At 32.5% G+C, this 25,079-nt stretch carries 20 protein-coding genes; 14 read left to right on the top strand and 6 right to left on the bottom strand.

The annotated features are described in order from the left end of the window. Positions 1 to 177 precede the first annotated feature (177 nt). Positions 178 to 2,457 carry a glycoside hydrolase family 65 protein gene (locus tag C1Y58_RS21560; protein ID WP_105618719.1) on the bottom strand — a complete coding sequence of 760 codons (2,280 nt, stop codon included), beginning with the start codon at positions 2,455 to 2,457 and terminating at the stop codon, positions 178 to 180. A gap of 402 nt (positions 2,458 to 2,859) precedes the next feature. Then, entirely contained in the window at positions 2,860 to 3,621 is a 762-nt protein-coding gene (locus C1Y58_RS21565) for an ECF transporter S component (RefSeq protein ID WP_105618720.1), read from the bottom strand. Between the two features lie 232 nt (positions 3,622 to 3,853). On the opposite strand from C1Y58_RS21565, the gene pdxR reads away from it, so the two are divergent. Beyond that, on the top strand, positions 3,854 to 5,239 hold the full coding sequence (gene pdxR / locus C1Y58_RS21570) for a MocR-like pyridoxine biosynthesis transcription factor PdxR (RefSeq protein WP_105618722.1): 1,386 nt from the start codon (positions 3,854 to 3,856) through the stop codon (positions 5,237 to 5,239). Positions 5,240 to 6,362: 1,123 nt separating this feature from the next. On the opposite strand, the gene C1Y58_RS21575 is transcribed toward pdxR, so the two are convergent. After that, entirely contained in the window at positions 6,363 to 7,181 is an 819-nt protein-coding gene (locus C1Y58_RS21575) for an AraC family transcriptional regulator (protein ID WP_105618724.1), read from the bottom strand. 167 nt (positions 7,182 to 7,348) lie between these two features. Between C1Y58_RS21575 and C1Y58_RS21580 the strand changes: the two genes are divergently transcribed. The 11 genes from C1Y58_RS21580 (at position 7,349) to C1Y58_RS21630 (ending at position 21,472) form a co-directional block, all read left to right on the top strand. Beyond that, the gene (locus tag C1Y58_RS21580) at positions 7,349 to 10,660 is read left to right on the top strand and encodes a beta-galactosidase, LacZ type (protein ID WP_105618726.1); all 3,312 of its coding nucleotides are present in this window, start codon (positions 7,349 to 7,351) and stop codon (positions 10,658 to 10,660) included. A 136-nt stretch (positions 10,661 to 10,796) separates the two neighbouring features. Then, a complete protein-coding gene (gene metG, locus C1Y58_RS21585) occupies positions 10,797 to 12,764 on the top strand; it encodes a methionine--tRNA ligase (RefSeq protein ID WP_105618728.1) in 1,968 nt (655 codons plus the stop codon). Between the two features lie 59 nt (positions 12,765 to 12,823). After that, the gene (locus tag C1Y58_RS21590) at positions 12,824 to 13,594 is read left to right on the top strand and encodes a TatD family hydrolase (RefSeq protein WP_105618730.1); all 771 of its coding nucleotides are present in this window, start codon (positions 12,824 to 12,826) and stop codon (positions 13,592 to 13,594) included. 15 nt (positions 13,595 to 13,609) lie between these two features. Then, positions 13,610 to 14,473 (top strand): 16S rRNA (adenine(1518)-N(6)/adenine(1519)-N(6))-dimethyltransferase RsmA, encoded by an 864-nt coding sequence (gene rsmA, locus C1Y58_RS21595; protein WP_105618732.1) that lies wholly within the window; start codon positions 13,610 to 13,612, stop codon positions 14,471 to 14,473. Positions 14,474 to 14,688: 215 nt separating this feature from the next. After that, the gene (locus C1Y58_RS21600) at positions 14,689 to 15,378 is read left to right on the top strand and encodes a response regulator transcription factor (RefSeq protein ID WP_170311662.1); all 690 of its coding nucleotides are present in this window, start codon (positions 14,689 to 14,691) and stop codon (positions 15,376 to 15,378) included. A gap of 5 nt (positions 15,379 to 15,383) precedes the next feature. Next, entirely contained in the window at positions 15,384 to 16,982 is a 1,599-nt protein-coding gene (locus tag C1Y58_RS21605) for an ATP-binding protein (protein ID WP_105618735.1), read from the top strand. Between the two features lie 381 nt (positions 16,983 to 17,363). Beyond that, positions 17,364 to 17,642 (top strand): hypothetical protein, encoded by a 279-nt coding sequence (locus tag C1Y58_RS21610; protein ID WP_105618737.1) that lies wholly within the window; start codon positions 17,364 to 17,366, stop codon positions 17,640 to 17,642. 103 nt (positions 17,643 to 17,745) lie between these two features. Continuing rightward, positions 17,746 to 19,038 (top strand): MFS transporter, encoded by a 1,293-nt coding sequence (locus tag C1Y58_RS21615; protein ID WP_105618739.1) that lies wholly within the window; start codon positions 17,746 to 17,748, stop codon positions 19,036 to 19,038. 1 nt (position 19,039) lies between these two features. Beyond that, positions 19,040 to 19,396 carry a DUF2089 domain-containing protein gene (locus C1Y58_RS21620; RefSeq protein ID WP_105618741.1) on the top strand — a complete coding sequence of 119 codons (357 nt, stop codon included), beginning with the start codon at positions 19,040 to 19,042 and terminating at the stop codon, positions 19,394 to 19,396. A gap of 18 nt (positions 19,397 to 19,414) precedes the next feature. Further along, complete coding sequence (locus tag C1Y58_RS21625; RefSeq protein WP_105618743.1) at positions 19,415 to 19,786, top strand: SHOCT-like domain-containing protein; 372 nt, start codon at positions 19,415 to 19,417, stop codon at positions 19,784 to 19,786. Positions 19,787 to 20,053: 267 nt separating this feature from the next. After that, the gene (locus C1Y58_RS21630; RefSeq protein ID WP_157950232.1) at positions 20,054 to 21,472 is read left to right on the top strand and encodes a DUF7922 domain-containing protein; all 1,419 of its coding nucleotides are present in this window, start codon (positions 20,054 to 20,056) and stop codon (positions 21,470 to 21,472) included. Positions 21,473 to 21,733: 261 nt separating this feature from the next. Here the strand turns inward: C1Y58_RS21630 and C1Y58_RS21635 are convergent, their stop codons facing one another. The 3 genes from C1Y58_RS21635 to C1Y58_RS21645 form a co-directional block, all read right to left on the bottom strand. Then, complete coding sequence (locus C1Y58_RS21635) at positions 21,734 to 22,156, bottom strand: DUF2752 domain-containing protein (protein ID WP_105618746.1); 423 nt, start codon at positions 22,154 to 22,156, stop codon at positions 21,734 to 21,736. Continuing rightward, the gene (locus C1Y58_RS21640; RefSeq protein ID WP_105618748.1) at positions 22,140 to 22,481 is read right to left on the bottom strand and encodes a DUF4190 domain-containing protein; all 342 of its coding nucleotides are present in this window, start codon (positions 22,479 to 22,481) and stop codon (positions 22,140 to 22,142) included. Before C1Y58_RS21640 ends, C1Y58_RS21635 begins: the two co-directional genes overlap by 17 nt. A gap of 128 nt (positions 22,482 to 22,609) precedes the next feature. Beyond that, the gene (locus C1Y58_RS21645; protein WP_157950233.1) at positions 22,610 to 23,080 is read right to left on the bottom strand and encodes a VanZ family protein; all 471 of its coding nucleotides are present in this window, start codon (positions 23,078 to 23,080) and stop codon (positions 22,610 to 22,612) included. Positions 23,081 to 23,464: 384 nt separating this feature from the next. Between C1Y58_RS21645 and C1Y58_RS21650 the strand changes: the two genes are divergently transcribed. Then, positions 23,465 to 23,911 carry a MarR family winged helix-turn-helix transcriptional regulator gene (locus C1Y58_RS21650; protein ID WP_105618752.1) on the top strand — a complete coding sequence of 149 codons (447 nt, stop codon included), beginning with the start codon at positions 23,465 to 23,467 and terminating at the stop codon, positions 23,909 to 23,911. 136 nt (positions 23,912 to 24,047) lie between these two features. Beyond that, the gene (locus C1Y58_RS21655) at positions 24,048 to 25,025 is read left to right on the top strand and encodes a beta-ketoacyl-ACP synthase III (RefSeq protein WP_330404495.1); all 978 of its coding nucleotides are present in this window, start codon (positions 24,048 to 24,050) and stop codon (positions 25,023 to 25,025) included. Positions 25,026 to 25,079: the final 54 nt, after the last annotated feature.

Consider the following 25,079-nt stretch of genomic DNA (forward strand, 5'->3'; position numbering starts at 1 on the left):
TAAATTACTCGGAATTATTCTTGTAACTTAATCCTAGCATATTTATAATTATTAGTCAATGAAAATCGTTATTATTTAATAATGATTTCTGTCATAACCAATAATGGTAATTATATTCAATTGTTTTACATTCAATAAAAAACACATACCCTTTCGAGTATGTGTTTTTCATTGATATTATTTACTAATTAATACTGTATCTTTAGCAACATTTACTTCTTTATTATAAATAACCAATGTCAAAGGTTCGCCTTTTAATAAATCAATAGTCGTACCTTCATTATCAACTTTTACATTAAGGATTCTATTTCTAAATGTTACACGGAATGAAAAGCTATCCCATGCCTTTGGAATAAATGGGTTTAAAGTAAGCATATCGTTAGTTACTTTTAATCCACCAAAGCCTTGAACTACGGACATCCATGTACCTGCCATACTTGTAATATGAAGACCATCTTCCGTATCGTTATTATAGTTATCTAAGTCAAGACGGGCTGTTCTTACATACATTTCAACAGCTTTATCTTCATAACCAATTTCAGCAGCCAAAATGGAATGGATACATGGTGATAATGATGATTCATGTACAGTCATCGGCTCATAGAAGTCGAAGTTTTTCTTCTTTGTATCAAAATCATAGCGATCGCTAAAGAAGTACATACCTTGAAGAACGTCGGCCTGTTTAATGAAACATGATCGTAAGATCTTATCCCATGACCATTTTTGATTAAGAGGTAAGTGTTCTTCTGGAAGATCAGCTACGTTAATCAAGTCTTTATCCATGAAACCGTCTTGTTGTTCAAATACACCTAAATCTTCTACCACGGGATAATACATTTTATCCATGATATCTTGCCACTTAGTTATCTCTTCATCTCTAATGTTAAGTTTTGAACTAAGTTCTTTATAGCGGTCTGTATGTTCTGCTTTAAGATAATCCATAGCTTCCAGCGTATACTCCATGGTCCAAGTTGCCATTGTATTGGTGTACCAGTTATTGTTGATATTGTTTTCATACTCATTTGGTCCTGTTACACCAAGCATCATATACTTGTCTTTTCTTGGATTAAAGTGTACGCGGCTTGCCCAGAATCTACTGATTTCAACTAATACATCAAAACCGTATTCAGCAAGATAGTCTTTATCATTTGTATAACGAACATAATTAAAAATTGCGTAAGCGATTGCACCGTTTCGATGAATCTCTTCAAAAGTGATTTCCCACTCATTATGGCATTCTTCTCCGTTCATGGTTACCATTGGGTAGAGAGCCCCTTCAAGTCCTAATTTAGCAGCATTTTCTTTCGCTTTATCTAATTGATTGTAACGATAGATTAATAATTGCTTCGTAATATGCTCAGGTGCAGTGCTAAGGAAGAAAGGTATGCAATAAGCTTCTGTATCCCAGTAAGTACTACCACCATACTTTTCACCCGTGAAACCTTTAGGTCCAATATTTAATCTTGAATCATCACCAGTATAGGTCTGCTTTAAGTGATAAATATTGAAACGAATACCTTGTTGAGCAGCGTCATCCCCTTCGATAATAATATCACTTTCTTCCCATAAACGTGCCCATGCCTCTTGGTGAGAAGTGAATAAGGCATCGAAACCCGTTGACTTAGCATCTTTAACGATAGCCTCAGCAGTAGCTTTTATGTTATCATTATCAAGATCTCTATTGGTAGTTACTGCTATATATTTTGTTAAAGTAAGAGCTTCACCTTGTGCTACAGTGGCTTCATAAGTATTAGATACAAACAATTCCTCACCTTTATGACTGGAAGGAGTATCCTTAGAAAGTTCATTGCACATGGCTACTGCTATTCTGAAACCAGTTTTTTTAGTTTCTGTAACGATAGAACTTACATCTGTACTACTACTATGTTCTATAGCTGTCCAGAACATTTCGTCGTAGTTAGAATCTTTATTACGTACATCTGCATCAATAAATGGGTTATATTGAATAGTTGATTCAGCATCTAATGGTTTTACACTATAGCGAATTGCTGCGACTTCTTTTTTTGCCATGCTAAAAAATCTCTTAGCTTCAACTTCGTATTTGTTACCATCAACAGTTACTTTAAATGTTCTTAATAAGTAGCCCTCTTGCATATTAAGAACTCTTTTAAAGTCTTCTACAAGATATTTGTTTAAATCTAAACGTGTACCATTTAGATAAACATCAATTCCAATGAAATTAGCTCCATTTAATACTTTAGCAAAATATTCAGGATAACCATTTTTCCACCAGCCTACTCTGGTTTTATCAGGGTAGTAAACACCTGCTATATAAGTACCTTGTAATGATTTACCAGAATAATATTCTTCGAAATTACCACGACAGCCCATGTGACCATTACCAATACTCATGGCACTTTCGCTAACCTCATTATAATCCTTATCTAAGCCTTCCTCGATAATGTTCCAAGGATCAACTTTGAAGTATTCTCTCATCTAAGGACACCTCCTAAAAATATGGGTTTATATGATTAAATCAAAATTGGCATTATCTAAAAAACTTTACCATCATACTTTCCTCCTGAAACAAGTTGTTTCGCAAACGTGACGTTAGTCACTTTTGTACTGGAATATATAGTTGAAGATAATCCTTTCAAATACTATATATTGTATGCAATAATTCCTCAAAGTATTTTTTATGATTTAATCATTATATAAATTCTTATTTATCTTCCGGATTCACCTTTATGAAACAGGTGCAATCGGTTGCACTAACAATCTATTTCATTATATCACATTTTCAGAAAAAATAAAGTGGAAAATATAAAAGACCTGCTAATAAATATTAGCAAGGTCCTATCTTTGATAATTATGAAGTTGATTAACTCTCTGTGCTAATCAGTTGATGTTATACATTTTGGCCACCTTTGAAATGAATGGTAAGAGGATTAAAGCTATAAAGAAGCCGACTAGAAATTGGATCAAATTAAGAGGGATACTCAATATACTGGAAATAAAGCTGCCATACATAAAGCTCGCTACGATATAATAGGCAAACACCATCCAAAGTCCAGCCATAGACATTCCAAGTACTTGACCTATTGAGATATGAAATTCTACTTTCTTACCTATGAACCATAGAAAAGCTAATAGGAGAACAGGCAAGATAATTGCAAATGCTACAAGTTGAAGTTGTATGGATGATAGATGCTGCATAAGCTCATCCATTGTATTAACTGTATCGATCTCACTGATTAAAAGTTCAGATGAGGATAGAGCATTTGAAGATAGTAGATATGAAACAATGCCTGTAAAAGCAAGCCATATACCTGATAAGGTAATACCTGTTACAATAGAACCTTTGCTGTTTTTAGCTTTTTTCATAGCTAAGTGTACAAGTAGTGCCATAATAGCTTTAATGATGAGTGTTGGTAGTGCCCAATGAGGATAGCCAAGCAACAAATCAGCAAGCATAGACCCAGCACCTGCAGCAAACATGGCATAGGGTAATGGAAGTAGTACAGCGGCTATAAATATAATGCTATCCCCTGGATGGATAAAACCATTAGTAAAAGGCACAGGTATACTGATTACCATAGTTGCAACACAAATAAAAGCTGTAAAAAGTGCTGTAAAAATTATAGTTTTAGTCTTATTCATAATGATCTCCCCCTTTTTAAAACTTCTTATAGGAATACTCAAAATACCGAAATTAAAGTAATTTGTTAACAACATCCTGATAAGAATCAATTTACTTAATAAGACATGATATTGTTAGTTTTTTGAATTTTCTAAATTGACATTATTTATTGATATGATATACTATAACAAAATAGTGTGTACATTAAAAGTGTCAGTTTAAGAAAAAATAATCAGGACAGTTGGTGAGACAATGTTTGATTTAAAAAAGAGTGATAATGAAAAAAAAAGACCTCTTTATTTGCAATTATATAATTCGATTAAGAAGGATATTCAAAGCGGGCAAATGCGATCTGGTGATAAATTACCATCAATTAGGCTGATTGCTAAAGAATTAGATATCAGCCGTACAACAATAGAAAATGCTTATAGTCAATTATTAATGGAAGGTTACATTTATAGCAAGCCTCAAAGCGGTTATTTTGTTGCTGAAATAGAAAGGCATTTTGAAAGTGAAAGTATAGAATTAGAGTATACTAAAGGGATTAATAGTAATGAGAAGGAGACAAAATTTTATGATGAAACCTTATTTAATTTTAAAGCATGGAAACGTTATCTAGGAAAGGCTATCTTAGAATACGAAGATCTGCTATATACATCTGGTGAATCACAAGGAGAAATTTTATTACGCCAAGAGATAGGACGCTATATATATAAGTATAGAGGAGTTGTTTGTTCACATGATCAGATCATTGTAGGAGCAGGAGTTCAAACATTATTAGGGTTACTGTGTCATATACTGAAAAAAAGAGGGGTTAGCAGTATTGGATTTGAAAACCCTGGTTTCACCGAGCCTCACCATATTTTCACGAATAATGGTTTCAAAATTAAATACATTGATGTAGGGGAAAAAGGTATTGAAGTTAAACAACTTAACAAGAGTGCCGTTAATTTGTCTTATGTAAGTCCATCACATCAATTTCCAACTGGAGCTGTTATGCCAATTAATAATCGCATTAATTTGATTAACTGGGCTTTAAAAGCAGATGGGCTCATTATTGAAGATGATTATGATAGTGAATTGATTTATAAGGGACAACCTATACCTTCATTACAAGGTCTAGACCAAGGTGAAAGAGTTATTTACTTAGGCTCTTTTTCAACTCTTTTTTTACCAGCGATCAGAATTAGTTATATGGTTCTTCCCAAACAACTTATTGAGGAGTATTATCCAGTTAAGGAGATGTATAACCCTACTGTTTCAAAACTAGAACAAATAGCCCTAGCCTTATACATGGGTGATGGTGAATTTGAAAAACATATCCGCAGAGTGAAAAAGATATTTGCAAAGAAAAATGAAAAATTAATAATGGCCATAGAAGAAAAACTGGGGGATGAAGTGGAAATAATGAACGGTGACTGTGGGGTTTATTTGATAATGAAACTCATAAGACAGAAGGATATGACTAAAATAATAGAGGGAATAAAAGAGAAAAACATTCCCATTAATACAATGGCTCACTATCGTAAGAATCATCAGAACAAAGAGCAGATACTTGTTCTTAAGTACCGCAATATCCCAGAGAAACAGATTAATATTGTTATCCAAGCACTGAGTGATATTATTAGAAAACATTAAGTCAGCAGATAAATAATTAGTTGTGTACTGTGAAAAATACCAATAGTTTATGTGAAAAATCATTAGATTTTCTGTTGTAAAAGCAAGTATAGAGGCAATCAATACAAAAAAAGAGTTCCATTATGAGCAGTGTTTACAAAATATTAATAATTGATACATACTTTAGCCACATAATAAGTCTATAATAATTCTTGTAACAACATCCCCCCCTCTTTTTCATAAACCCCTCATATTTATTTGTTTGAATGATGGCTGCAAGTAATACTTGCATAAACCCTCCCACCGGAGGGTTTTTTTGTGGAATAGGAAAGTTCGGGTTTTGCTCGCAAGGTACCGTACTTTCCTATTTCAGTTTTAACGTGGCGTTAGCCACTTTTGCACTGTTTGTAAACAATGAAAAATAGCTAACTACTACAAATATAATCGTATTTATTTATCACAATCGTGATTACATAGCAGATACTATTAATATATATGCAAAATAATAATTCACGGATTGAGCAGAGAAAGTGGGATATTATACCTAGAAAGCAATGACAATAGGGGAATATGTTATCAAAAGTAATACGATATTGTTAAATTATTAAATACTTATTTCATAAATAATTAAGTTTATTTCATAGAAAATTTAACCTAAAGTCATAAAATTTTCATAATTTATCGTTATAATAAGAACATAAGATTATTACACATCCCTCTTTTTTTCATAACCCCCCTATTTTAATAGATTTTTTAAAGAAAGCTCTCTAACCAGGAGCTTTTTTGATATTTTAATATAAAATCTTTTCAAGGCATATAATTTTATCTATCAATTGGAAACTGTTAATTAATGTAAAATAAATTTTCCTCATGATACAAACTTCCATAGGACGACATAGCATAGCTACTTTTATTATGACCTATTAGTATTCTAGTCTAATAATTAATGAAGTAAAATGTAATAGATTTGATATTAATTTAACAGATATTTCATAGAAATTTTAACTTAAAGTCATAGAATTTTTATAATTTTCTATTATAATAAGAACATAAGATTTACACATCCCTCTTTTTTTCATAACCCCCTATTTTAATAAATACTAGAAAGCTTCCTATATTGGGAAGCTTTTTGCGTTCATTATAACTATTTCATTTTTCTAAAAGCACCGGGAGTATATCCTTGGTGCTTTTTAAATAGTGTAAAAAAATAGGATGAACTATCATAACCGCACATAAGAGCTATCTGATCAACAGAATAAGAGGTGCCCAATAAGAGTTCTTTTGCATGGTTTATTCTGATTCTATTAATGTATTCAAAAACTCGTAATCCAGTTATACTTTTAAATATGGAGCAAAAATACTGCGGGGAGATGTTTATTAGTGATGCTAATGTTTCAAGAGATAAATCTTTTGAATAATTGGCATTGATATATTCAATAATAGGTTCTATTTTTTTATACTTAAAAAATAGCGGTGAATCTGTATGAATTAAAGCACTACCTGATTGATATAGAAAGTTATAGAGTACTGTTGACGCCTCCATGAATTCTTTTGCTGTATTTTTATGTGATAGTCCTGATAGTTGTTCAAAGGTAGAAGTAAACAAGTATAAGTCAGTAATAGCATAAGGTGTAAAAAAGGAAAGTTCCATAAAAGACAATATTCTTTCAGCATAAGGACCGTCAAATACTAACCATGCAGTTAACCATTCATTGTCTGATGAGCTATAGTAGTGATGACTTGTTGATTTATCTATAAAGATACCACAGCCAGCAGGCAAATCAAATTGATGGCCATTACATTGGAAGATACCTTCGCCGGATAATGTTTGTAGCCATTGAAAACCATGGTATCCTTTTTGGCGATTGATCGATCCTTGAGTATAGTTTGTACCCATTGATAAAGGATACAGCGGTAGTCGATTATAGTTAATTGGAGTATTAAAGTATTGTATTATCTTCATATAGAACCCTCATTTCATTAATAAGTGAATCTTAATATAGAGAAGTTGACCTTAATATATTAGCCTTTTTAAGCTGGTGATCTAATTTTATAATTGTAATATAACAAACTATTAGATGCTTTACAACTGTTTCATAAGCATTTTAATAGAATAGTGGGGGATGAGAAATGATGAATAATGGTATCATAGAGGATTGGCAAAATCCTCAGGTGTTTGGAATAAATAAAGAACCTTATCATGCAACATTTATGTCATATTCTAATCACGAGTCAGCACTTAAAAATAATTTTTGTGAATCACCATACTATCAGACGCTAAATGGCAAATGGCAATTCTATTTTTGCACAAATATTGATCGGGTCCCAGCTGATATCCATTCACTAGAAGATGAACATTGGGGTGAGATTAACGTACCTGGAAGTTGGCAGATGCAGGGTTATGATGCACCCACCTATTTGAATACTAGATATGCATTTAGTACGGATAGTGAATCCTTGTTCCCACCAACAATACCAAGAGAGAATAACAGGGTAGGTATTTATAGAAAAAGCTTTATAATCTCAGAAGAATTTGACAATAGACAGGTTTATATTCATTTTGCAGGTGTAGAAAGCGCTTTTTACTTATGGGTCAATGGTAAGAAGGTTGGCTATAGCCAAAATAGCTTTTGTCCAGCAGAATTTAACCTCACTGATTATGTGATTAAAGGCGAAAATACTATAATTATTCAGGTGTTAAAGTGGTCAGATGGTTCATATCTTGAGTGTCAAGATATGTGGAGATTAAATGGAATCTTTCGTGAAGTTTATCTCTTTTCAACACCAAATGTTCATCTATGTGATTTTCATATAAGTTGTGATTTAGATGGGAATTATGAAGACGCAGAATTGAAGATAAAAGCTAAAGTAATTAATAAAACAGATAAGGCGGTTGAACCATACTATATGGATGTGGAAATATACGATCATATGGATCGAGCTGTAGAAAAGATACCCTTTGCAACAGGATTTACCGGAAACTTAAATAGAGAATGGGAGGGAATAACTTGGAGGCCATCCACTAATAGACCTAAAGCTATTCTACCTAATACAATACGTAGTATTTATCTAACTAAAGGAATTGAAAATCCAAGGAAGTGGACAGCAGAAACACCCTATCTTTATAAGATTCTTCTTGTGCTAAAGGATAACTATAAAAAAATAGTTGAAGTAGTGACATGCAAGTTCGGGTTTAGAAAGGTAGAAATTAAGGAGGATCAATTGCTTATTAATGGCAGTCCAATACTATTAAAAGGAGTTAATCATCATGACTTTCATTACAAGACAGGCCGATATTTAACCAATGAAGCCATGGAACAGGATATCGTTTTGATGAAACAAAATAATATTAATGCTGTAAGGACAGCTCACTACCCCCACCATCCTTATTTTTATGAGTTGTGCAATGAATACGGGCTGTATGTTATGGACGAAACCAATCTTGAGACTCATGGGATATCTTATAAAGATGATGTTCTTCCAGGTAATGATCCAAGATGGACACATGGAGTTTTGGATAGAGTAGAAGGAATGGTGCAAAGGGATAAGAACCATCCATCCATTATATTCTGGTCCATGGGTAACGAGGCTGGTTTTGGAGATAATATAGCACTTATGGCTTCATATGCTAGGACGATTGATCCAACAAGATTAATACATAAGCGACAAATGAATAGTATAGGGGATGTAGATAGTGAAACCTATCCCAGTATTGATTGGCTCATTTATCGGGCTAATGAGCATAAGGATAAACCTTTCCTAATGAATGAATATGCTCATGCTATGGGGAATGCTATGGGTAATTTAAAGGAGTACTGGGAGGCTATAGAAGCTCATAAACCTCTTATTGGTGGGTTTATTTGGGAATGGATGGATCATGGTATTGAGAAGAGGGATGCTCATCATCAACCGTATTTTGCATATGGAGGCGATTTTGGTAATAAGGTACATGATGATAACTTCTGTATTGATGGGATTCTTCTTCCCGATAGGTCATCAACACCTAAACTTACTGAGGTTAAAAAGGTTCATGAATATATCAAAGTTGAGTTACCTGAAAAGAACTCAGAGGGCATCATTGTTAACAACAGATACTATCATAAAAATCTTGAAGATGTTGAGTTGCAGTGGTCACTGACTGAAGATGGAGATGAAATTAAGTCAGGGGTGTTGGCGAATATCGATATTGATCCAGGTGAGAAAAAATCCTTCCATATTCCAATTAATAAGGTAGTTTATAAGCAAAATGTGGAGTATTTATTAACCATCAGATTTTCCTTAAAAGAAAATAATGCCTGGGCTAAAAAGGGACATATAATTGCTTGGCATCAATTCATTATAAGCAATGGAGAAAATGGTGACTTTAATAAGCAAATAAAAGATGATCTAAACGTTATTGATAATAATGGATTTATTGAAGTATATAATGAAAATATCACAATTAAGTTCAATAAAAAGAGTGGGTGTATTGATCAACTTGTTTTTAATAATAAGCAAATATTCACCAAAGAAGGTCCAGATCTTAATGTCTTTAGGGCTCCCACAGATAATGACTTAAGAAGTTCTTACGTACTCGACGATAATGGCTGGTATAAGGTAGGTTTAAATAACGTAACAAAGAAAGTAGAAGATTTTCGTATAGAATTATTTGATAAAAAGGCTATCTCCATATTCATACATAATACGTGGAAGGGAAAGCTAGAAACAGGTTTCCAACAATATAGTATTTATACCGTTCTTAATAACGGGTTTATATATGTTAAGAATAGAATTATACCCTATGGCAACCTTCCTGTATTACCAAGAATAGGATTAACCTTTACAATGGACTCATCTTTTGAAGTTATGAAATGGTATGGTCGCGGTCCTTTTGAGAGTTATCCAGATAGAAAGTGTGGAGCTCCAATAGGTCTATATGAAAGCACTGTCAGTGATCAATTGGCACCCTATGTTCGTCCACAAGAAATGGGTAGTAAGGAGGATATCAGGTGGTTGAGCTTAACTGATAAATCTGGGAGTGGGGTACTCATTGTGCCAAAAGAATTAATGTCCATCAGTAGCCTTCTATATACACCCATGGAACTTGATAGAGTTCAGCATACTCATAAACTTATTGAAAGTGGAAAAACTATCCTTAACATTGATTATAAGCAAAATGGATTAGGAAACGCCAGCTGTGGTCCTGAACCACTAGAGAAGTATAAGTTATATCCATATCCAGTAGATTTTGATTTCAGCTTAAGACCTATAGACGCGGTGACTAGTAGCTGCAAAGTGATTTATAGAGAGACCTATGATATAGAAAAATATCAGGTAAGATTTAAAGATGTAATGGATGAGTTAGCACCTTTAAAGCCGCGAAAAATGCTTCTTTCACAAGATTTAACTGGCTACATCGATCCCAGTGATCCTGAAGCTAGGAAAAAAGCAGGGTATTATTAAGACTTGTTACGTATTATCTTGCATTTTATTGGTCAAAAATATATAATAACAGTTAAGATTAATGTAGGAATAAAGCCTCTACATAAAGATCCTATGAGAGCTCAAAAAGATAAAAGTGAATATTGGAGGTTATGAAATGAGTAAAGATACGTATTATATTACTACTGCCATTGCTTATACATCAAGAAAACCACATATAGGTAATACTTATGAAGCAGTTTTGACAGATGCTATAGCTAGATTTAAACGTCTACAAGGGCATGATGTTTTCTTCTTGACAGGTACTGATGAGCATGGTCAAAAAATTCAAGAAAATGCAGAACAAGCAGGTATATCACCAAAAGTTTATGTGGATCAAGTAGCTGGTCAGATTAAAGACATTTGGGATCTTATGCAAACTAGTTATGATAAATTTATCAGAACAACCGATGATGATCACGTAAAAGTTGTTCAAAAAATCTTTAAGAAATTATATGATCAAGGTGATATATATAAGGGTGAATATGAAGGGTTATATTGTGTACCTTGTGAATCTTTCTTTACAGAAACACAGCTAGTTGATGGGAAATGCCCCGATTGCGGTCGTGAAGTAGAAAAGACAAAAGAGGAAGCCTATTTCTTTAAGATGAGTAAATACCAAGATAGATTAATGCAATATATAGAAGATCATCCTGAGTTTATTCAGCCAGAATCACGCAAAAAAGAGATGGTTAATAACTTCTTAAAACCAGGTCTACAAGATTTATGTGTTTCTCGTACATCTTTCACTTGGGGGATTCCTGTTACTTTTGATGAGAAACATGTTGTTTATGTTTGGATAGATGCTTTATCAAACTATATTACCGCATTAGGGTATGATCCCGAAGGATCTGGAGAATTATATAGTAAATATTGGCCTGCAGATGTTCATGTTATAGGTAAAGATATTTTAAGATTCCATACCATTTACTGGCCAATCATGTTAATGGCTTTGGATATCCCATTACCTAAGCAGATATTTGGACACCCATGGTTATTATCAGGTCAAGATAAAATGAGCAAATCAAAAGGAAATGTTATGTATGCGGATGACTTAGCAAGACATTTTGGTGTTGATGGCGTACGTTATTATGTTTTACATGAGATGCCTTTTGGCAGTGATGGTACTATAACTTATGAAACTTTGATCAGTCGTTTTAATTCAGATTTGGCTAATACATTGGGCAACTTAGTTAATAGAACCGTTGCCATGATTAATAAATATTTTGATGGAGAAATTAAAGCTCCAGAGATCAAAGATGCTATCGATGAAGAATTGATTGCATTAGTTGAAGAAACTCCTGCAAAGGTTGAAGCTAAGATGAATGAACTTCATGTGGCTGACGCTTTAGATGAGATTTGGACTCTTATTCGTAGAAGTAATAAATATATTGATGAAACGATGCCTTGGGTTCTTGGTAAAGATGAAGAGCATTATCCAAGACTTCAAACTGTATTATACAACTTAGTTGAGTCTATACGTACCATTGCAGTTCTTTTAAGAGCTTTCTTACCAGAAACAAGTGCTAAAATATTTGATCAAATCAATACAGATGCAAAAGAATGGGATACCGTGGGTAGGTTTGGTGCCACTATAGCAGGATCAAAAGTTGTTAGTAAAGCAGTACCTCTTTTCAACCGCTTAGATGAAAAGAAAAAACTTGCAGAAATCGAAGCCGAAATTGATGCAAAAATGGCAGAGGCTAAAGAAAAAGAGGAAAAGAAAGCTCCAAAAGAAGAGAAGAAAGAAGAAAAACCAGCATATCTTAACTTCGATGATTTCTTGAAAGTAGAGATGAAGATTGGAGAAGTTCTTGCTTGTGAAAAAGTGAAAGGTGCAGATAAGCTTCTTAAGTCTCAGATTAAAATCGGCGAAGAAACAAGACAGATTGTATCAGGTATTGCTAAATATTATTCTCCTGAAGAGATGGTAGGTAAGAAAGTTGTTGTAGTCACTAACTTAAAACCTGTCAAACTTAGAGGTGAATTATCAGAAGGGATGATACTTGCTGCATCTGATGAGAGCGGACAACTTAAGGTTGTGACAGTAGATGGTGACATAGAAAGCGGTTCTTCAGTAAGTTAATAAAAAAATCCTAGACCTCCTCATATAAGGAGGTCTTCAGATTTGGAAAGGTGGTAACTATGTTTTTTGATAGTCATGCTCATTATGATGACAAGAAGTTTAAAAAAGATCTAGACGCTATTATGAAGAAGATAAAAGAAGCTGGTGTTGATTACGTTGTCAATGTTGGCGCAGATGTGGATACATCCTTGAAATCTTTAGAACTAGCTGATCAATATGATTTTATTTATGCCTCTGTAGGTGTTCATCCACATGATGTAAAAGATCTTATGGAAGAGGATATAGAAAAGTTATATGGAATGGCTGCTACCCATGATAAGGTTGTAGCTTTTGGTGAAATCGGTTTAGATTATCATTATGATTATTCTCCAAGAGAGTTACAAAAAGAGTGGTTCGTTGAACAAATTGAATTAGCAAAAGAATTAGAGTTACCTATTATTGTTCATTCTAGAGAGGCTTCACAAGATACGTATAACATTTTAAAAGACTATAAAGGAAATATGTTTGGTGGTGTCATACACTGCTTTTCAGGATCCGCTGAATTAGCGAAGGAATATGTCAAAGATGACTATTATATTGGCATTGGAGGGGTTATTACTTTCCCTAATGCAAAGAAAACAATTGAGGTTGTAAAGGAGATTCCTTTAGATTATCTACTAATTGAAACAGACTGCCCATATTTAGCGCCAGTACCTCATAGAGGTCAGAGAAATGATTCTTCAAATCTCAAGTTTATAGCTGAAAAAATAGCAGAATTAAAAGGAGTTAGCCTAGAAGAAGTGGCAGAAAAAACGATGGCTAATGCTAAAAAATTGTATGGCATTCAATAAGGTAGAGGTGATAAGTTGAAGGAATTCGTTGCAACACCCAATAAAACAAAAGAGATCATCAATAAGTATTCATTTGTATTTCAGAAGAAATTCGGACAAAACTTCTTGATTGATACACATGTTATTAATAAGATCATCCGCTCTGCAGAGATAACCAAAGATGATGTTGTTGTTGAAATTGGTCCTGGTATTGGCAGTCTCACACAACACTTAGCTGAACATGCAGGACAAGTGTTATGCATAGAGATTGATAAAGCTCTTATACCTATACTGGAAACCGATACCCTCAAAGATTATGATAATGTACGTATAATCAATCAAGATGTATTGAAAGTGGATTTAAAGAAAATTATCGATGAAGACTACAATGGTAAGAAAATCAAAGTAGTAGCTAACCTACCTTATTATATTACAACCCCTATTATAATGGGACTTTTTGAGGGTGGTGTGCCATTAGACCGTATAATTGTCATGATTCAGAAAGAAGTTGCAGACCGTATGCAAGCTAATCCAGGAACAAAAGACTATGGGGCATTATCCCTTGCTGTTCAGTACTATTCTGAACCTGAAATAGTAGCTAATGTTCCGCCTAATTGTTTTATACCTAGGCCTAAGGTAAGTTCAGCTGTTATTCAGTTAAGGAAAAGAGAAGACTATGGTATAAAAGTAACTGATGAAAAATTTATGTTTCAGATAATACGAGCCAGTTTTAATCAAAGAAGAAAAACACTCGTAAACGGTATAAAGAATAGTAGCTTAAATATAGAAAAAGAAAAATTTTTAGAGGTTCTTAAGGCATTAGATATAAAAGAGAATATTAGAGGAGAAGCCTTAAGTCTAGAACAATTTGCAGCCATTGCCAATACCTTAAAAGGATAGTCTGTTGAATATAGCTAAAGCATAAAACTCTGTATAGATAAGAGTCTTATGCTCTTTTTGTTGAAAATATTCTTAGCAAACATTTAAAAATATTGGCAAAAGGTGTATAATATAATGAGGACTTTTTAATATTAACGAACTAAAATGACTATATTCAATTTATAATAAGAGATAGAGAATAGTTAAGTTGAGTATTCTAGTAAGGGGGGGATATGATGGCGCATAGTATACTATTAGCAGAAGATGATCAGGACCTTTCATATATATTGAAATCCTATTTGCAGAAATCAGGATACCTTGTTGATGTGGTCAAGGATGGTGCCGAAGTTATCCCAATTTTCAAAAAAAACTACTATGATATTATACTACTGGATATTAATTTACCTCATGTATCTGGTTATGAAATTTGCAAGCAAGTGAGAGACACAAGTAAAGTGCCAATTATTATTATCAGTTGCAACGACAAGATTGATCAAAGGTTAGAAGGGTTTGAGTTAGGGGCTGATGACTATATGATTAAGCCTATTGACTATAGAGAATTAATTTGTCGTATAAAGGCCAGGTTAAATAGTTCGGCAAGAAGATCAAAGAATAACAGACAGCTCAACTTTGAAGGGATGATCATTGATATTGAAAAGCGACAAGTAAGAGTGCAGGATAAACTGATCAAGTTGACTCAGATTGAATTTAATATTCTTAAATTATTAGCATTAAACAGTCAAAAAACGTTCTCCTTTGATGAGTTGCATCAATATCTATGGCAGGAGGATAGATTACCTACTGACAGAGCTTTAGCGGTACATATCAGTAATCTACGAAAAAAAATTCAAATCAAGGGAATGCCCTCTTACGTAATTACTGTTAGAGGAGTAGGGTATAAATTCAATGAGCATTTAGCGAGGTGAGAGATATGAAAAGATTATTATTGGGCTTATGTTTATTTTCAGTACTTTTTCTTTTCTGCTATCACTCAGTTGATGCTAATTCTACCTACGGTTTTTTCACGGAGAAGGAAGAGGATTGGCTATTAAATCATGATCCGATTATTATTGGGTATTCTGTGGATTACGCGCCTCTGGAGTTTATTGATATTAGAGGAAAGCCATCAGGCATTGCTTTAAATTGGTTTATAGGGATTGCTGATTCATATGGAATAGAGTATGAGTTTGCATCCTATGATAAAAATACATCATGGCAAGATGCTTTAAATGATATGAAGGAAGGCAATATCGATGTATTAACGGATGTTACACCCACTGATGAACGTCAAGATTATATATTTTTTACAGATCCCTATGAGAGTTTTAGACTTCTCTTAGTGGGTAATAGCAGCCAGGATTATTTAATGAAAATTAGTAATATCCGTCAATTGGACCATGAGAAAAATACTTTTTATGTAACCGAAGGACATTGGCAAGAAGAATATCTAAATAGTACCTTAAATAGAGCTGAGATAATTGTTGCTAAAAATATGAAAGAAGCTTTTAAGTATATTAATGAGGGGCAGGGGTATATGCTAATTGAACTACCCGTCTATAACTATTATGAGGAAAACTACTCTTATAATCACATTAAGATCATTGGTGAGCTGGATGAAGAGATTCACCATAGCATAGGTGTTAATTTTGAAAATGAGACTCTTGCTGGAATACTTAATAAAATTCTAAAGCAGCATGAACTCACAGTATTTATTCAAAATGATATGATAGAGAAGCAAAACAGAAATTATTATCTGGAGAGATTTATATTTGCTATAGTTTTTATAGGGTTATTAGTACTCATACCGTTAGTTAGACTTTATTTTTTAACAGTTAGAAAGAATAGAAAATTGCAATTTGAAAAAGCAGATTTTGTTTCTAAAGTTTTTCATAATTTAAAAACACCTATTGCTGCTTCTCTCGGATATATGCAACTATTAAAGGAACATGAGTATACAGAGGAGAGCCTTGACTATATCAATGCTACAGAGATAAGATTAATGGAAGTGAAAAGTACGATTGAGAAACTTTCCTTGATGACATCTTATCAAAATAAGATAGATCATCAACTAGTAGTTGTCAAGCTTCATAACATTTATCTTCAAGCGCTTTATGATATGGAAACCATAGCAATTGATAAGAATATTCAACTTATAAACGAAGTGGATGAAGATGTATATGATGAAGTTTTTGGTAATGGTAGTCAACTGTATCAATTATTTGAATTACTCATAGATAATGCAATCAAGTATACTGGAGTAAATGGAATTATTCGTATTGGTAGTAGAAGTGTAGGAAAGGGACATATTCAATTGTACATCACTGATAATGGAATAGGTATACCTGAGACAGATGTGAAATTGATTTTTAATAAGTATTATAAAGGTAGTAATCATCACTTAAGTAATTCAACAGGTTTGGGATTAGCTATTGCAAAAGAAATAATTGATCACCATAATGCCAAAATCAAAACGAAGAGTAAAGTTGACGAAGGGACGACCATAACAATAACATTTAAAACAATCCGATAACGCTATAAGTTATCGGGTTATTTTTTTTACTTATAAAAGCAATGAGGTAAGGAACCTATTTTATTCCACATACTTGAAACGTGACGTATTACTTTTATTGTCTTATAGGTAAGGTGTTCAAATGATTAACCAGAAAATGTTAATTGATACTAAAGAAATTTCCCAACGACACAAACTTCTTAAAGAAGATGTAGCGGAGCTACTTTTGCTCTTAAAAATTAATTATTATTATTCTAAAGTTAATAATTTTAACTATTAAGTTGCGAAATTAATATATCCATATTAAAAATTAATAATATTAATATTAAAATTAATTATTTTAAGTTTTGTATTGACATTATTTATTCAATAGACTATAATGACATTAGAGAGGTGGTAATAATGTCCATTAGAAGGAAAATTAAGATAAGTGTCAAAGATGATTCTACAAACATTAGGTTACCAGCTATGTCAATCATGACTTTATTCTATTTAAGTAAGCTAGGAATAAGCATAGGGAAACGACATATAGATGATGATTCAACAAAAAAATATATAGACCAACTGGGTAAGATAAATAAAAAGGACATAAAAATGCTCATAAAAGCTTTACCCAAAGAATCTTTTTACTTAGTTAAATATGAGAGTAAAGATACCTTTGTAGAAATATTGATTAAGTAACTAAATCTGTTATGCCTTGAATAGAGAATAGCAATTTAATAATTTTATTTATAGCTTGCTTTACATAAAATTGTGGTGTAGAGCTTTAGTAGGAGGAATAGCAATGAAGCAAAATAAGTCTTTAGGAAACATGTTTTTATATTTAGGTGGTACATTTGTATCTTTATTTGGAACCAGTATCTACGGTTTCGCAATGAGTTTTTTCATATTAAGTATAACAGAATCACCTCTGTTTTTTTCAATTTCTATGCTCTTATCAGTATTACCAAGGCTTATTCTAAGCCCCTTTGCAGGTGTTATTGTGGATAATTATGATAAAAAGAAACTGGTTCTATTATTTGATGCACTAAGTGGAATATTAATGTTAATTATGTTTGCAGTCAGTACTGCTATAGGTCTACAGATCTGGATGATTTACTTATCAACAGTTTTACTATCCTCCTTTAATACCTTATTTGGGATCTCCTTTTTTTCAGCAATCCCAAATCTAGTTGATGATAAGCATCTTGGTAAAATAAATTCACTTAATCAAACAGCTTCAAGTTTATCAAGTATTCTAGGACCTATTATTGGTGGAATAGTTTATGCATTAGTTCCAGTTCAAGCTTTCTTATTGATCAACGGTATATCTTTTCTTGCATCAACAGTTGCAGAAGCATTGATTGATTTTAAATATAATTTGAAAGAAAAGGAGTTAAAACAAGAAGCGATAAAAGAAGAACAAGAAACAAGAAATATGTTTGCTCAAATGGGTGAGGGTATGAAGTATATGAAAGATCAAAAATTATTATTTGAGCTTTTGAAAGGTTCTTTATTTATTAATTTCTTTTTCGGTGCTGTTAACGTAGGCTTACCAATTATAATTGTATTAGTTCTCAAGTGCAGTGAAAAGGCATTAGGAACGGTAGAATCAGGGGTCGCTATTGGAATGTTCTTATTTAGCATTATCTTAGCTATGCAAAAACGAATTAAATTCAACAAAAAAGTCTATGTTCTCTTATTAATTGCAGTAGCAGTCTTAGAAGGGATCTTTGCAATCCCTGTCTTGTCTAATGGCATCGTTGCAGGAGAGCTACCTATTATATTGTTCTACTTCTCGGGTATGTTTATTATCGGGTGCCTTGTAATAGGTATTAATGTTCCAGTAAGTGTTGTTATGCAAGAGAGAATTGATCCTTTATATCGGGGAAGAGTTATGTCACTGGTGAGTATGATTTCTCAAGCAATAACACCAATAGGTATGATACTCTATGGGGTACTATATGAGCATGTAGATGCCTATGTTATTTTATTAGCTTCTGCATTAGGACTCTTGCTTGTAACATTAAGAATGGCTTATAATTTTAAGGGAATAGATTTAGAAGAGAATAAACAAGTCATTGAAGAGGTGGTATGACATGAAAAATAAGTTGATTGGCCAATGTCCAATTTGTCAAGAAGAGCTGGAGGTATCAAAGCTTCATTGCGCTAATTGCAAGACAACAATTGAAGGTAAATTTACCTTAGGAAAATTTCAAAAGCTTACAGATGAACAACTATTCTTTATTGAAATCTTTATTAAAAATAGAGGTAATATTAAAGAGATAGAAAAAGAATTAGGTATATCTTATCCAACTGTTAGGAATAAACTTGAAAATGTTATTGAATCATTAGGTTATAAAAGCAAACCTAAAGCAAATAAGAAAGATATATTAGCTAAAGTAGAAAAGGGACTTTTATCTACAGAAGAAGCATTGAAAATGTTAAGAGAATAAAATATTGGGAGGGTTACTATGAATAAAGAAGAAAGAAAGCAAATTTTACAAATGCTTAAAGAAGGTAAAGTTTCAACAGAAGAAGCACTTCAGTTATTGGATGCTGTTGAAGAGGAAGATCAACCAATCAAAGTAAAAGATAAGTCACTCAAGAATCGATTTTTAAGAATTAAGGTAAAGTCAGATTCTGAAACGGTAAATGTTAATCTACCTTTATCACTTGTATCTGCTGGATTAAAAATAGCTGAAAAGTTTGACAGCCGCATACAATCAGACGCACTTAAAGATATTGATATGGATGAGATTATCGATGCTGTTAAGAATGGAGCAGAAGGTAAGATAGTAGAAGTTGAGAGTGATTCTGAAATAGTTGAAATATATGTTGATTAAAAGAAAAACGTAATATTTAGAAGAAAGTAGCTCTAACTAAGGAGCTATTTTTTTATGGAATAGGAAAGTTGATGTTTTACTCGTAAGGTATCGTACTTTCCTAATTCAGTTTTAACGTGGCTGTAGTCACTTTGTACTTAGATTTTTAAATAAGAATTAAAAATTCCTCATATACATAAGTGCCTTTGCCATATATATTAATAGGAAGACTATATTGTGGGATATAGTGATTCTAGAGATATGCTTGGTATAGGAGGGAGGAAAACAATGAAGTATATTCGTGAATTCATTGAATTGAAACAAGATGCACCAGGTTATGCTTTAGGTAGTACTAAAATAAGCGGAAATTGCAAATTTGAAGTCTTACATGGAAAAGTAAAAATGAAGCTTTCACTAAAAAACCTTAAGAAATCAAACAATACATATACCATTGATGTTATTAAGACAGAAGAAGATAAAAATATTGGAGTAAACTTAGGCGAACTTGAGGTGAAGAGTGACGGTAGAAGTCAGTTCAGTTTCCAGAAAGAATTAACAAATTCACTAGACAGCCAAGTACTAAAGGATTTTGATGTCATCGTTATCATGGCTAAAAAAGAAGATAATAGTGGTAAAAGAGATCTTATTACACCAGCAGTCGGTTATCGTCGGGAAAGATTATTGTGGAGAAAAAACTTTCGATACTATAATGAAGAAGATCCCTTCAAGAAGTTTCAACTCAACATAGAAGATGCTATTGAAGAAGAGAAAGATACGGAGCTTGAAAGTCAACCTTTGGATGTTGAAGAAGATGGCGACATAGTAGCAAAAGAAGCACCTATGGATGACGTTCAAATGGATGAAAAAGTTGAGAAAACCCAGGAGACTATGGATGCGAAGGAAGATGGAGAAGTTGACGAAGAAGTGAGTTCAGAAGATGAAAAAGATGATGAGCAAGAAGGAGAGACCGTCGTCATTGAAGGGAATGAAATCATTGATAATGTAGGTCAAAGCATCATTAAAGATGAAGATGGTGGCGAGTCTGGAATTGAAGGAGAAGAGATAGAACGCCAAGAAAGAAGACGTCAAGATGTAATTGTGAAATACATTGATTATGATGAAAACTCATGTAAGGGTAAAAAGAAACGTAGGATTACAAGAGAACAAGAGGTTAAGAATCTAGAACATATGAAGGAATTACTTGATATTAAAGAGATTCATTACCAACCAAAAGATTTAGATACACACGAAGAGGAAGAGGAAGAAATTGAAACTAGAGAGGAAGATAAAATTGAGGAATCAACAGAACAAGAGACTGTAGGATCGGTTATACCAAAACGCTTTTCTCGTAAAGCTGATGAAATGTTTACAACATATCCTAGATTAACACCTTTTGAAGAGAAGGAAGGGGCAGAGGAATGGATACGTATAGAACCAAGAGATATAGCAATTTTCCCAATTAATACTTGGCGCTTAATGAATAATCCTTTCTTAATGAATGGGTATTATAAACATCACCACATTTTATTAGGGGAGAAGTTAGACTTAAATGATGGTTATTATTATCTAATTGCTGTACCTGCTCAATATAATCCTAGACAGAAAAGATTAGCAAATGTCCATGGTTTTGAATATTTTAGGAGTTGTAGAAAGGTGAATCCAAGAACGGGTGAATTTGGATATTGGATCAAAGAAATACGCATATAATTATGGGGTTATCAAAAAATGTAACTATTTATTAATGTATAATTCACATTTTATTAAAACTTTTATGGTAATATAATTATTGTAAATTAAGAAACTATCCCCCCTTTTATTGTTTCTATTTATAAAAATTAATTGGACAGAGCCTACCCTATGCAGGGTAGGCTCATTTTTATTTTTTTAAAGCGTATCAAAAAGCAAAAGTAGCAATAAAAAAGCTGCTGATAACCAGCAGCTTTTGCATATCAATAAATTATTAGTTTACTATGTTATTGGTTGAGGTAAAATTTTTATAATCCAATTGAGTATTAATACGACACCTATTAATAAAACAAGAAAAAACAAGATTTTGAATACATGCGGCATATAACGACCCATTAAAAGAAATAAAAGAATATTGATACCTACAAACAATCCACATATATATATAAGAATGCCACCAGGGTTATAAGCCATAGCATCTTTGATATTCCCCTTACTGATAGAAATAAAACTTCTCGTTAATCCACATCCGGGACAATCGAACCCTAAAGTGTTTCTATAATAACATTTACCAATATGTATTTCTTTTTGCCCTATTAGTAATTGAGCTTCATTATGATTAATAGTAGCTATAAAAGAGATACTATATACAATAACTAAGCCTATCAGTAGGATAAAAAGAATAGGTTTAATATAAACCTTCAATCTCGGATAATCCCATTAAACCAATAAATCCAACAATAGCTAAGATGGAGAATAGGATAGAAATACCACCAAGTACTAAACCAGCAATGGCCATACCTTTACCAGTTTTATCATTAGTCTTCTTCATCTCACTTAATGTAACGATACCGAAAACTATTGCTAGGATGGCAAGTATATAATTGAGGTAAGGGATACAAATACCTACTAAGCCTACGATACCACAAACCATAGATGCTATACCAAAACCTTTTTGCTTACCTACATCAGGGTTATTATTATTAGATGTTACGTTATTATTGTTATCTTGGAAATTATTGTTGTCCATAACTGAACCCCCTCATTATTTTTTCTTTATTTGATAGTATTATACTACACAAATAAAATTATGTAAATAATTACTATGGTATTATTGGTAAATTAAAACTCCTTATAGCATTTATAAGTATAAGGAGTTTATATAATCGAAATTTTATTCTTTAATCGATTAACTACTAAATAACGTAAGAATTTATAAAATAAATAGCCTATAATGACACCTATAGTATTCAAAATGATATCATCAACATCTAATTCACCAACCATAAACAAATGTTGCATAATTTCTGCAGTGCATATTGTTATCAAAGAGACTAATAATACTGACCAAAAACGATTGATCTTGGATATGAGAGGTAATAAACATCCAAAAGGTATAAATAAGAGGATATTACCAAATATGTTCAAAAACCATATGGAGAATGTGAAATAATCAAAGTAATTGATATAAAGGCGAATAGTCCTTAAAGGAATAAGATTAATATTATTATATGTATCTACTCTTGTTGAAATAAAGAAAAGAACATAGCATAATGCTATTAAATAGAAGAAAAAGAGTAGTTTTATGAAATTTTTAAAGTTTTGTCTATAAATCACTACAATATTCATACGCATCCTCCGTTGATTCAAACCTTGTCAATAAAACCTACTGTATTTTATTTTATAGTATTTTAGAAACGAATTCAATAAAGATTCCTCAATGTAAAAGATAAATCCAGCAAAAAAACGAAGTATTGTAGAGAGCAACCTCATATAACTGATTATTTTGGATAACAATGCTGGAATAAGTTATATGGATTCATATTCAGCTATGTCAATTGTTAGTGGAAAATTATGAATATAAGAGAGGCGGTGATTAAAATATGTGTTTAAAAGATGATGAAATTTTGCTATAATGTATTATAAGTTTAAGATTGGAAAAGATTAAAGTTAGTATATCTTAACTTAATATATAAAAGATGATTATCTTTTAAGTAATAGGTAGGGAAGATTATGGAAAAAAATATCGAAAAAATCAATAATTTATTGGTAGACATTTTTGATAGCATTTTACTAATTGAAGAGAAAGCTCTTAAGAATGGTGAAATAAAAGATTTATCTATTACTGAATATCACACTATTGTAGCCATAGGATTAGATCGTTCCAGAACCATGTCTGAAGTAGCTAAGGATTTAAATATCACAGTGGGTACTTTAACCACGGCTATTAATAGACTTGTTAAAAAGGGGTATGTAGATCGCAGGCGAGAAGAAACAGATAGACGTATAGTCAAAATATTCTTAACAGAAAAAGGTAAAGTAGCTTTTAAGAATCATGAGAAATTTCATGAAGAGATGATTCAAAGTATGTTAAAAGATATAAAGATTGATCACCAATACTTGTTGATTAAATCTCTAACCAATATCAATGAATATTTGCATTACAAATACAAGAAATAGAATAATCAGTCCTTTGATAGCGTATAATTATATAGGGGCTGATTGGTCATTGAGGTCATTGGTTAATTTTGTTAATTGTATAAAAAATCACTTGACAAACTTTTTTTTATCGTATATACTTTGATTATCAAAATATTTGATTGATGAACTTAATCAGAAAGTAGGTGTAACTATTAATATTGGTGTTCTGGGAACTGGTAAGTATGTACCCCCATTGATCTATAGTAATGACGATCTAGCAACAATGGTTGATACATCTGATGAATGGATTAAGTCAAGAACGGGTATTGAGCAAAGAAGAATAGCCCAAGATGAAACGACTTCTGATTTAGCATCAAAAGCAGCCATAGAAGCATTAAAAGCTGCGGATACAGAAGCTAAAGACATCGATTTAATCATTGTTGCAACATTGACACCTGATGCATTTACACCATCTACATCCTGTTTAGTTCAAGATAAAATTGGTGCTAGCAATGCTGCATGCTTTGATTTATCAGCAGCTTGTTCAGGTTTTGCATATGCACTGACTACGGCATATCAATTTATTAAAACTGGAACTTACAAGAAAGTTTTAGTTATTGGAGCTGAGACACTGTCAAAGATAACAGATTGGAATGACCGTAATACATGCGTTTTATTTGGTGATGGTGCTGGAGCAGTTGTTCTTGGTCCTAAAGAAAATGCTGATATCTTGGGAATATATAATGGTGCAGACGGTAGTAAGGGGAGTCTCCTTACAAGTTATTCAGGTTTATTCGGTGGTGAGAAATATATACAGATGGATGGTAGAGAAGTGTACAAATTTGCTACTTCCATTATGAAGACTTGTGTAGATGAAGTCTTAAAAGATACAGAGTATACAATTAATGATGTAGATCAATTCGTATTACATCAAGCTAATATTCGTATCATTAATTCCATCAAACGTAAATTAAAATTAGATGAAAGTAAGTTCTATACTAACATGGACAAATACGGCAATACATCCTCAGCAAGTATACCAATTGCATTGGATGAGATGTGCCGACAAGGGAAAATTAAAGATGGCGATAAAGTCATTTTAGCAGGCTTTGGAGGCGGCTTAACTTGGTCTTCATTATTTATGGTCTGGTAATATTTTTTTGGAAAGAAACTTTGATACTCAAAATAAAAGTAAATCAAAATATAT

This window comes from Vallitalea okinawensis (assembly GCF_002964605.1).
Taxonomy (GTDB): domain Bacteria; phylum Bacillota; class Clostridia; order Lachnospirales; family PQDH01; genus Vallitalea_A; species Vallitalea_A okinawensis.

Coding starts and splice junctions, on each gene's coding strand:
- C1Y58_RS21560 (WP_105618719.1), bottom strand. CDS start 2,457: ATGAGAGAATACTTCAAAGTTGATCCTTGGAACATTATCGAGGAAGGC.
- C1Y58_RS21565 (WP_105618720.1), bottom strand. CDS start 3,621: ATGAATAAGACTAAAACTATAATTTTTACAGCACTTTTTACAGCTTTT.
- pdxR (WP_105618722.1), top strand. CDS start 3,854: ATGTTTGATTTAAAAAAGAGTGATAATGAAAAAAAAAGACCTCTTTAT.
- C1Y58_RS21575 (WP_105618724.1), bottom strand. CDS start 7,181: ATGAAGATAATACAATACTTTAATACTCCAATTAACTATAATCGACTA.
- C1Y58_RS21580 (WP_105618726.1), top strand. CDS start 7,349: ATGATGAATAATGGTATCATAGAGGATTGGCAAAATCCTCAGGTGTTT.
- metG (WP_105618728.1), top strand. CDS start 10,797: ATGAGTAAAGATACGTATTATATTACTACTGCCATTGCTTATACATCA.
- C1Y58_RS21590 (WP_105618730.1), top strand. CDS start 12,824: ATGTTTTTTGATAGTCATGCTCATTATGATGACAAGAAGTTTAAAAAA.
- C1Y58_RS21600 (WP_170311662.1), top strand. CDS start 14,689: ATGGCGCATAGTATACTATTAGCAGAAGATGATCAGGACCTTTCATAT.
- C1Y58_RS21605 (WP_105618735.1), top strand. CDS start 15,384: ATGAAAAGATTATTATTGGGCTTATGTTTATTTTCAGTACTTTTTCTT.
- C1Y58_RS21610 (WP_105618737.1), top strand. CDS start 17,364: ATGTCCATTAGAAGGAAAATTAAGATAAGTGTCAAAGATGATTCTACA.
- C1Y58_RS21615 (WP_105618739.1), top strand. CDS start 17,746: ATGAAGCAAAATAAGTCTTTAGGAAACATGTTTTTATATTTAGGTGGT.
- C1Y58_RS21620 (WP_105618741.1), top strand. CDS start 19,040: ATGAAAAATAAGTTGATTGGCCAATGTCCAATTTGTCAAGAAGAGCTG.
- C1Y58_RS21625 (WP_105618743.1), top strand. CDS start 19,415: ATGAATAAAGAAGAAAGAAAGCAAATTTTACAAATGCTTAAAGAAGGT.
- C1Y58_RS21630 (WP_157950232.1), top strand. CDS start 20,054: ATGAAGTATATTCGTGAATTCATTGAATTGAAACAAGATGCACCAGGT.
- C1Y58_RS21640 (WP_105618748.1), bottom strand. CDS start 22,481: ATGGACAACAATAATTTCCAAGATAACAATAATAACGTAACATCTAAT.
- C1Y58_RS21645 (WP_157950233.1), bottom strand. CDS start 23,080: ATGAATATTGTAGTGATTTATAGACAAAACTTTAAAAATTTCATAAAA.
- C1Y58_RS21650 (WP_105618752.1), top strand. CDS start 23,465: ATGGAAAAAAATATCGAAAAAATCAATAATTTATTGGTAGACATTTTT.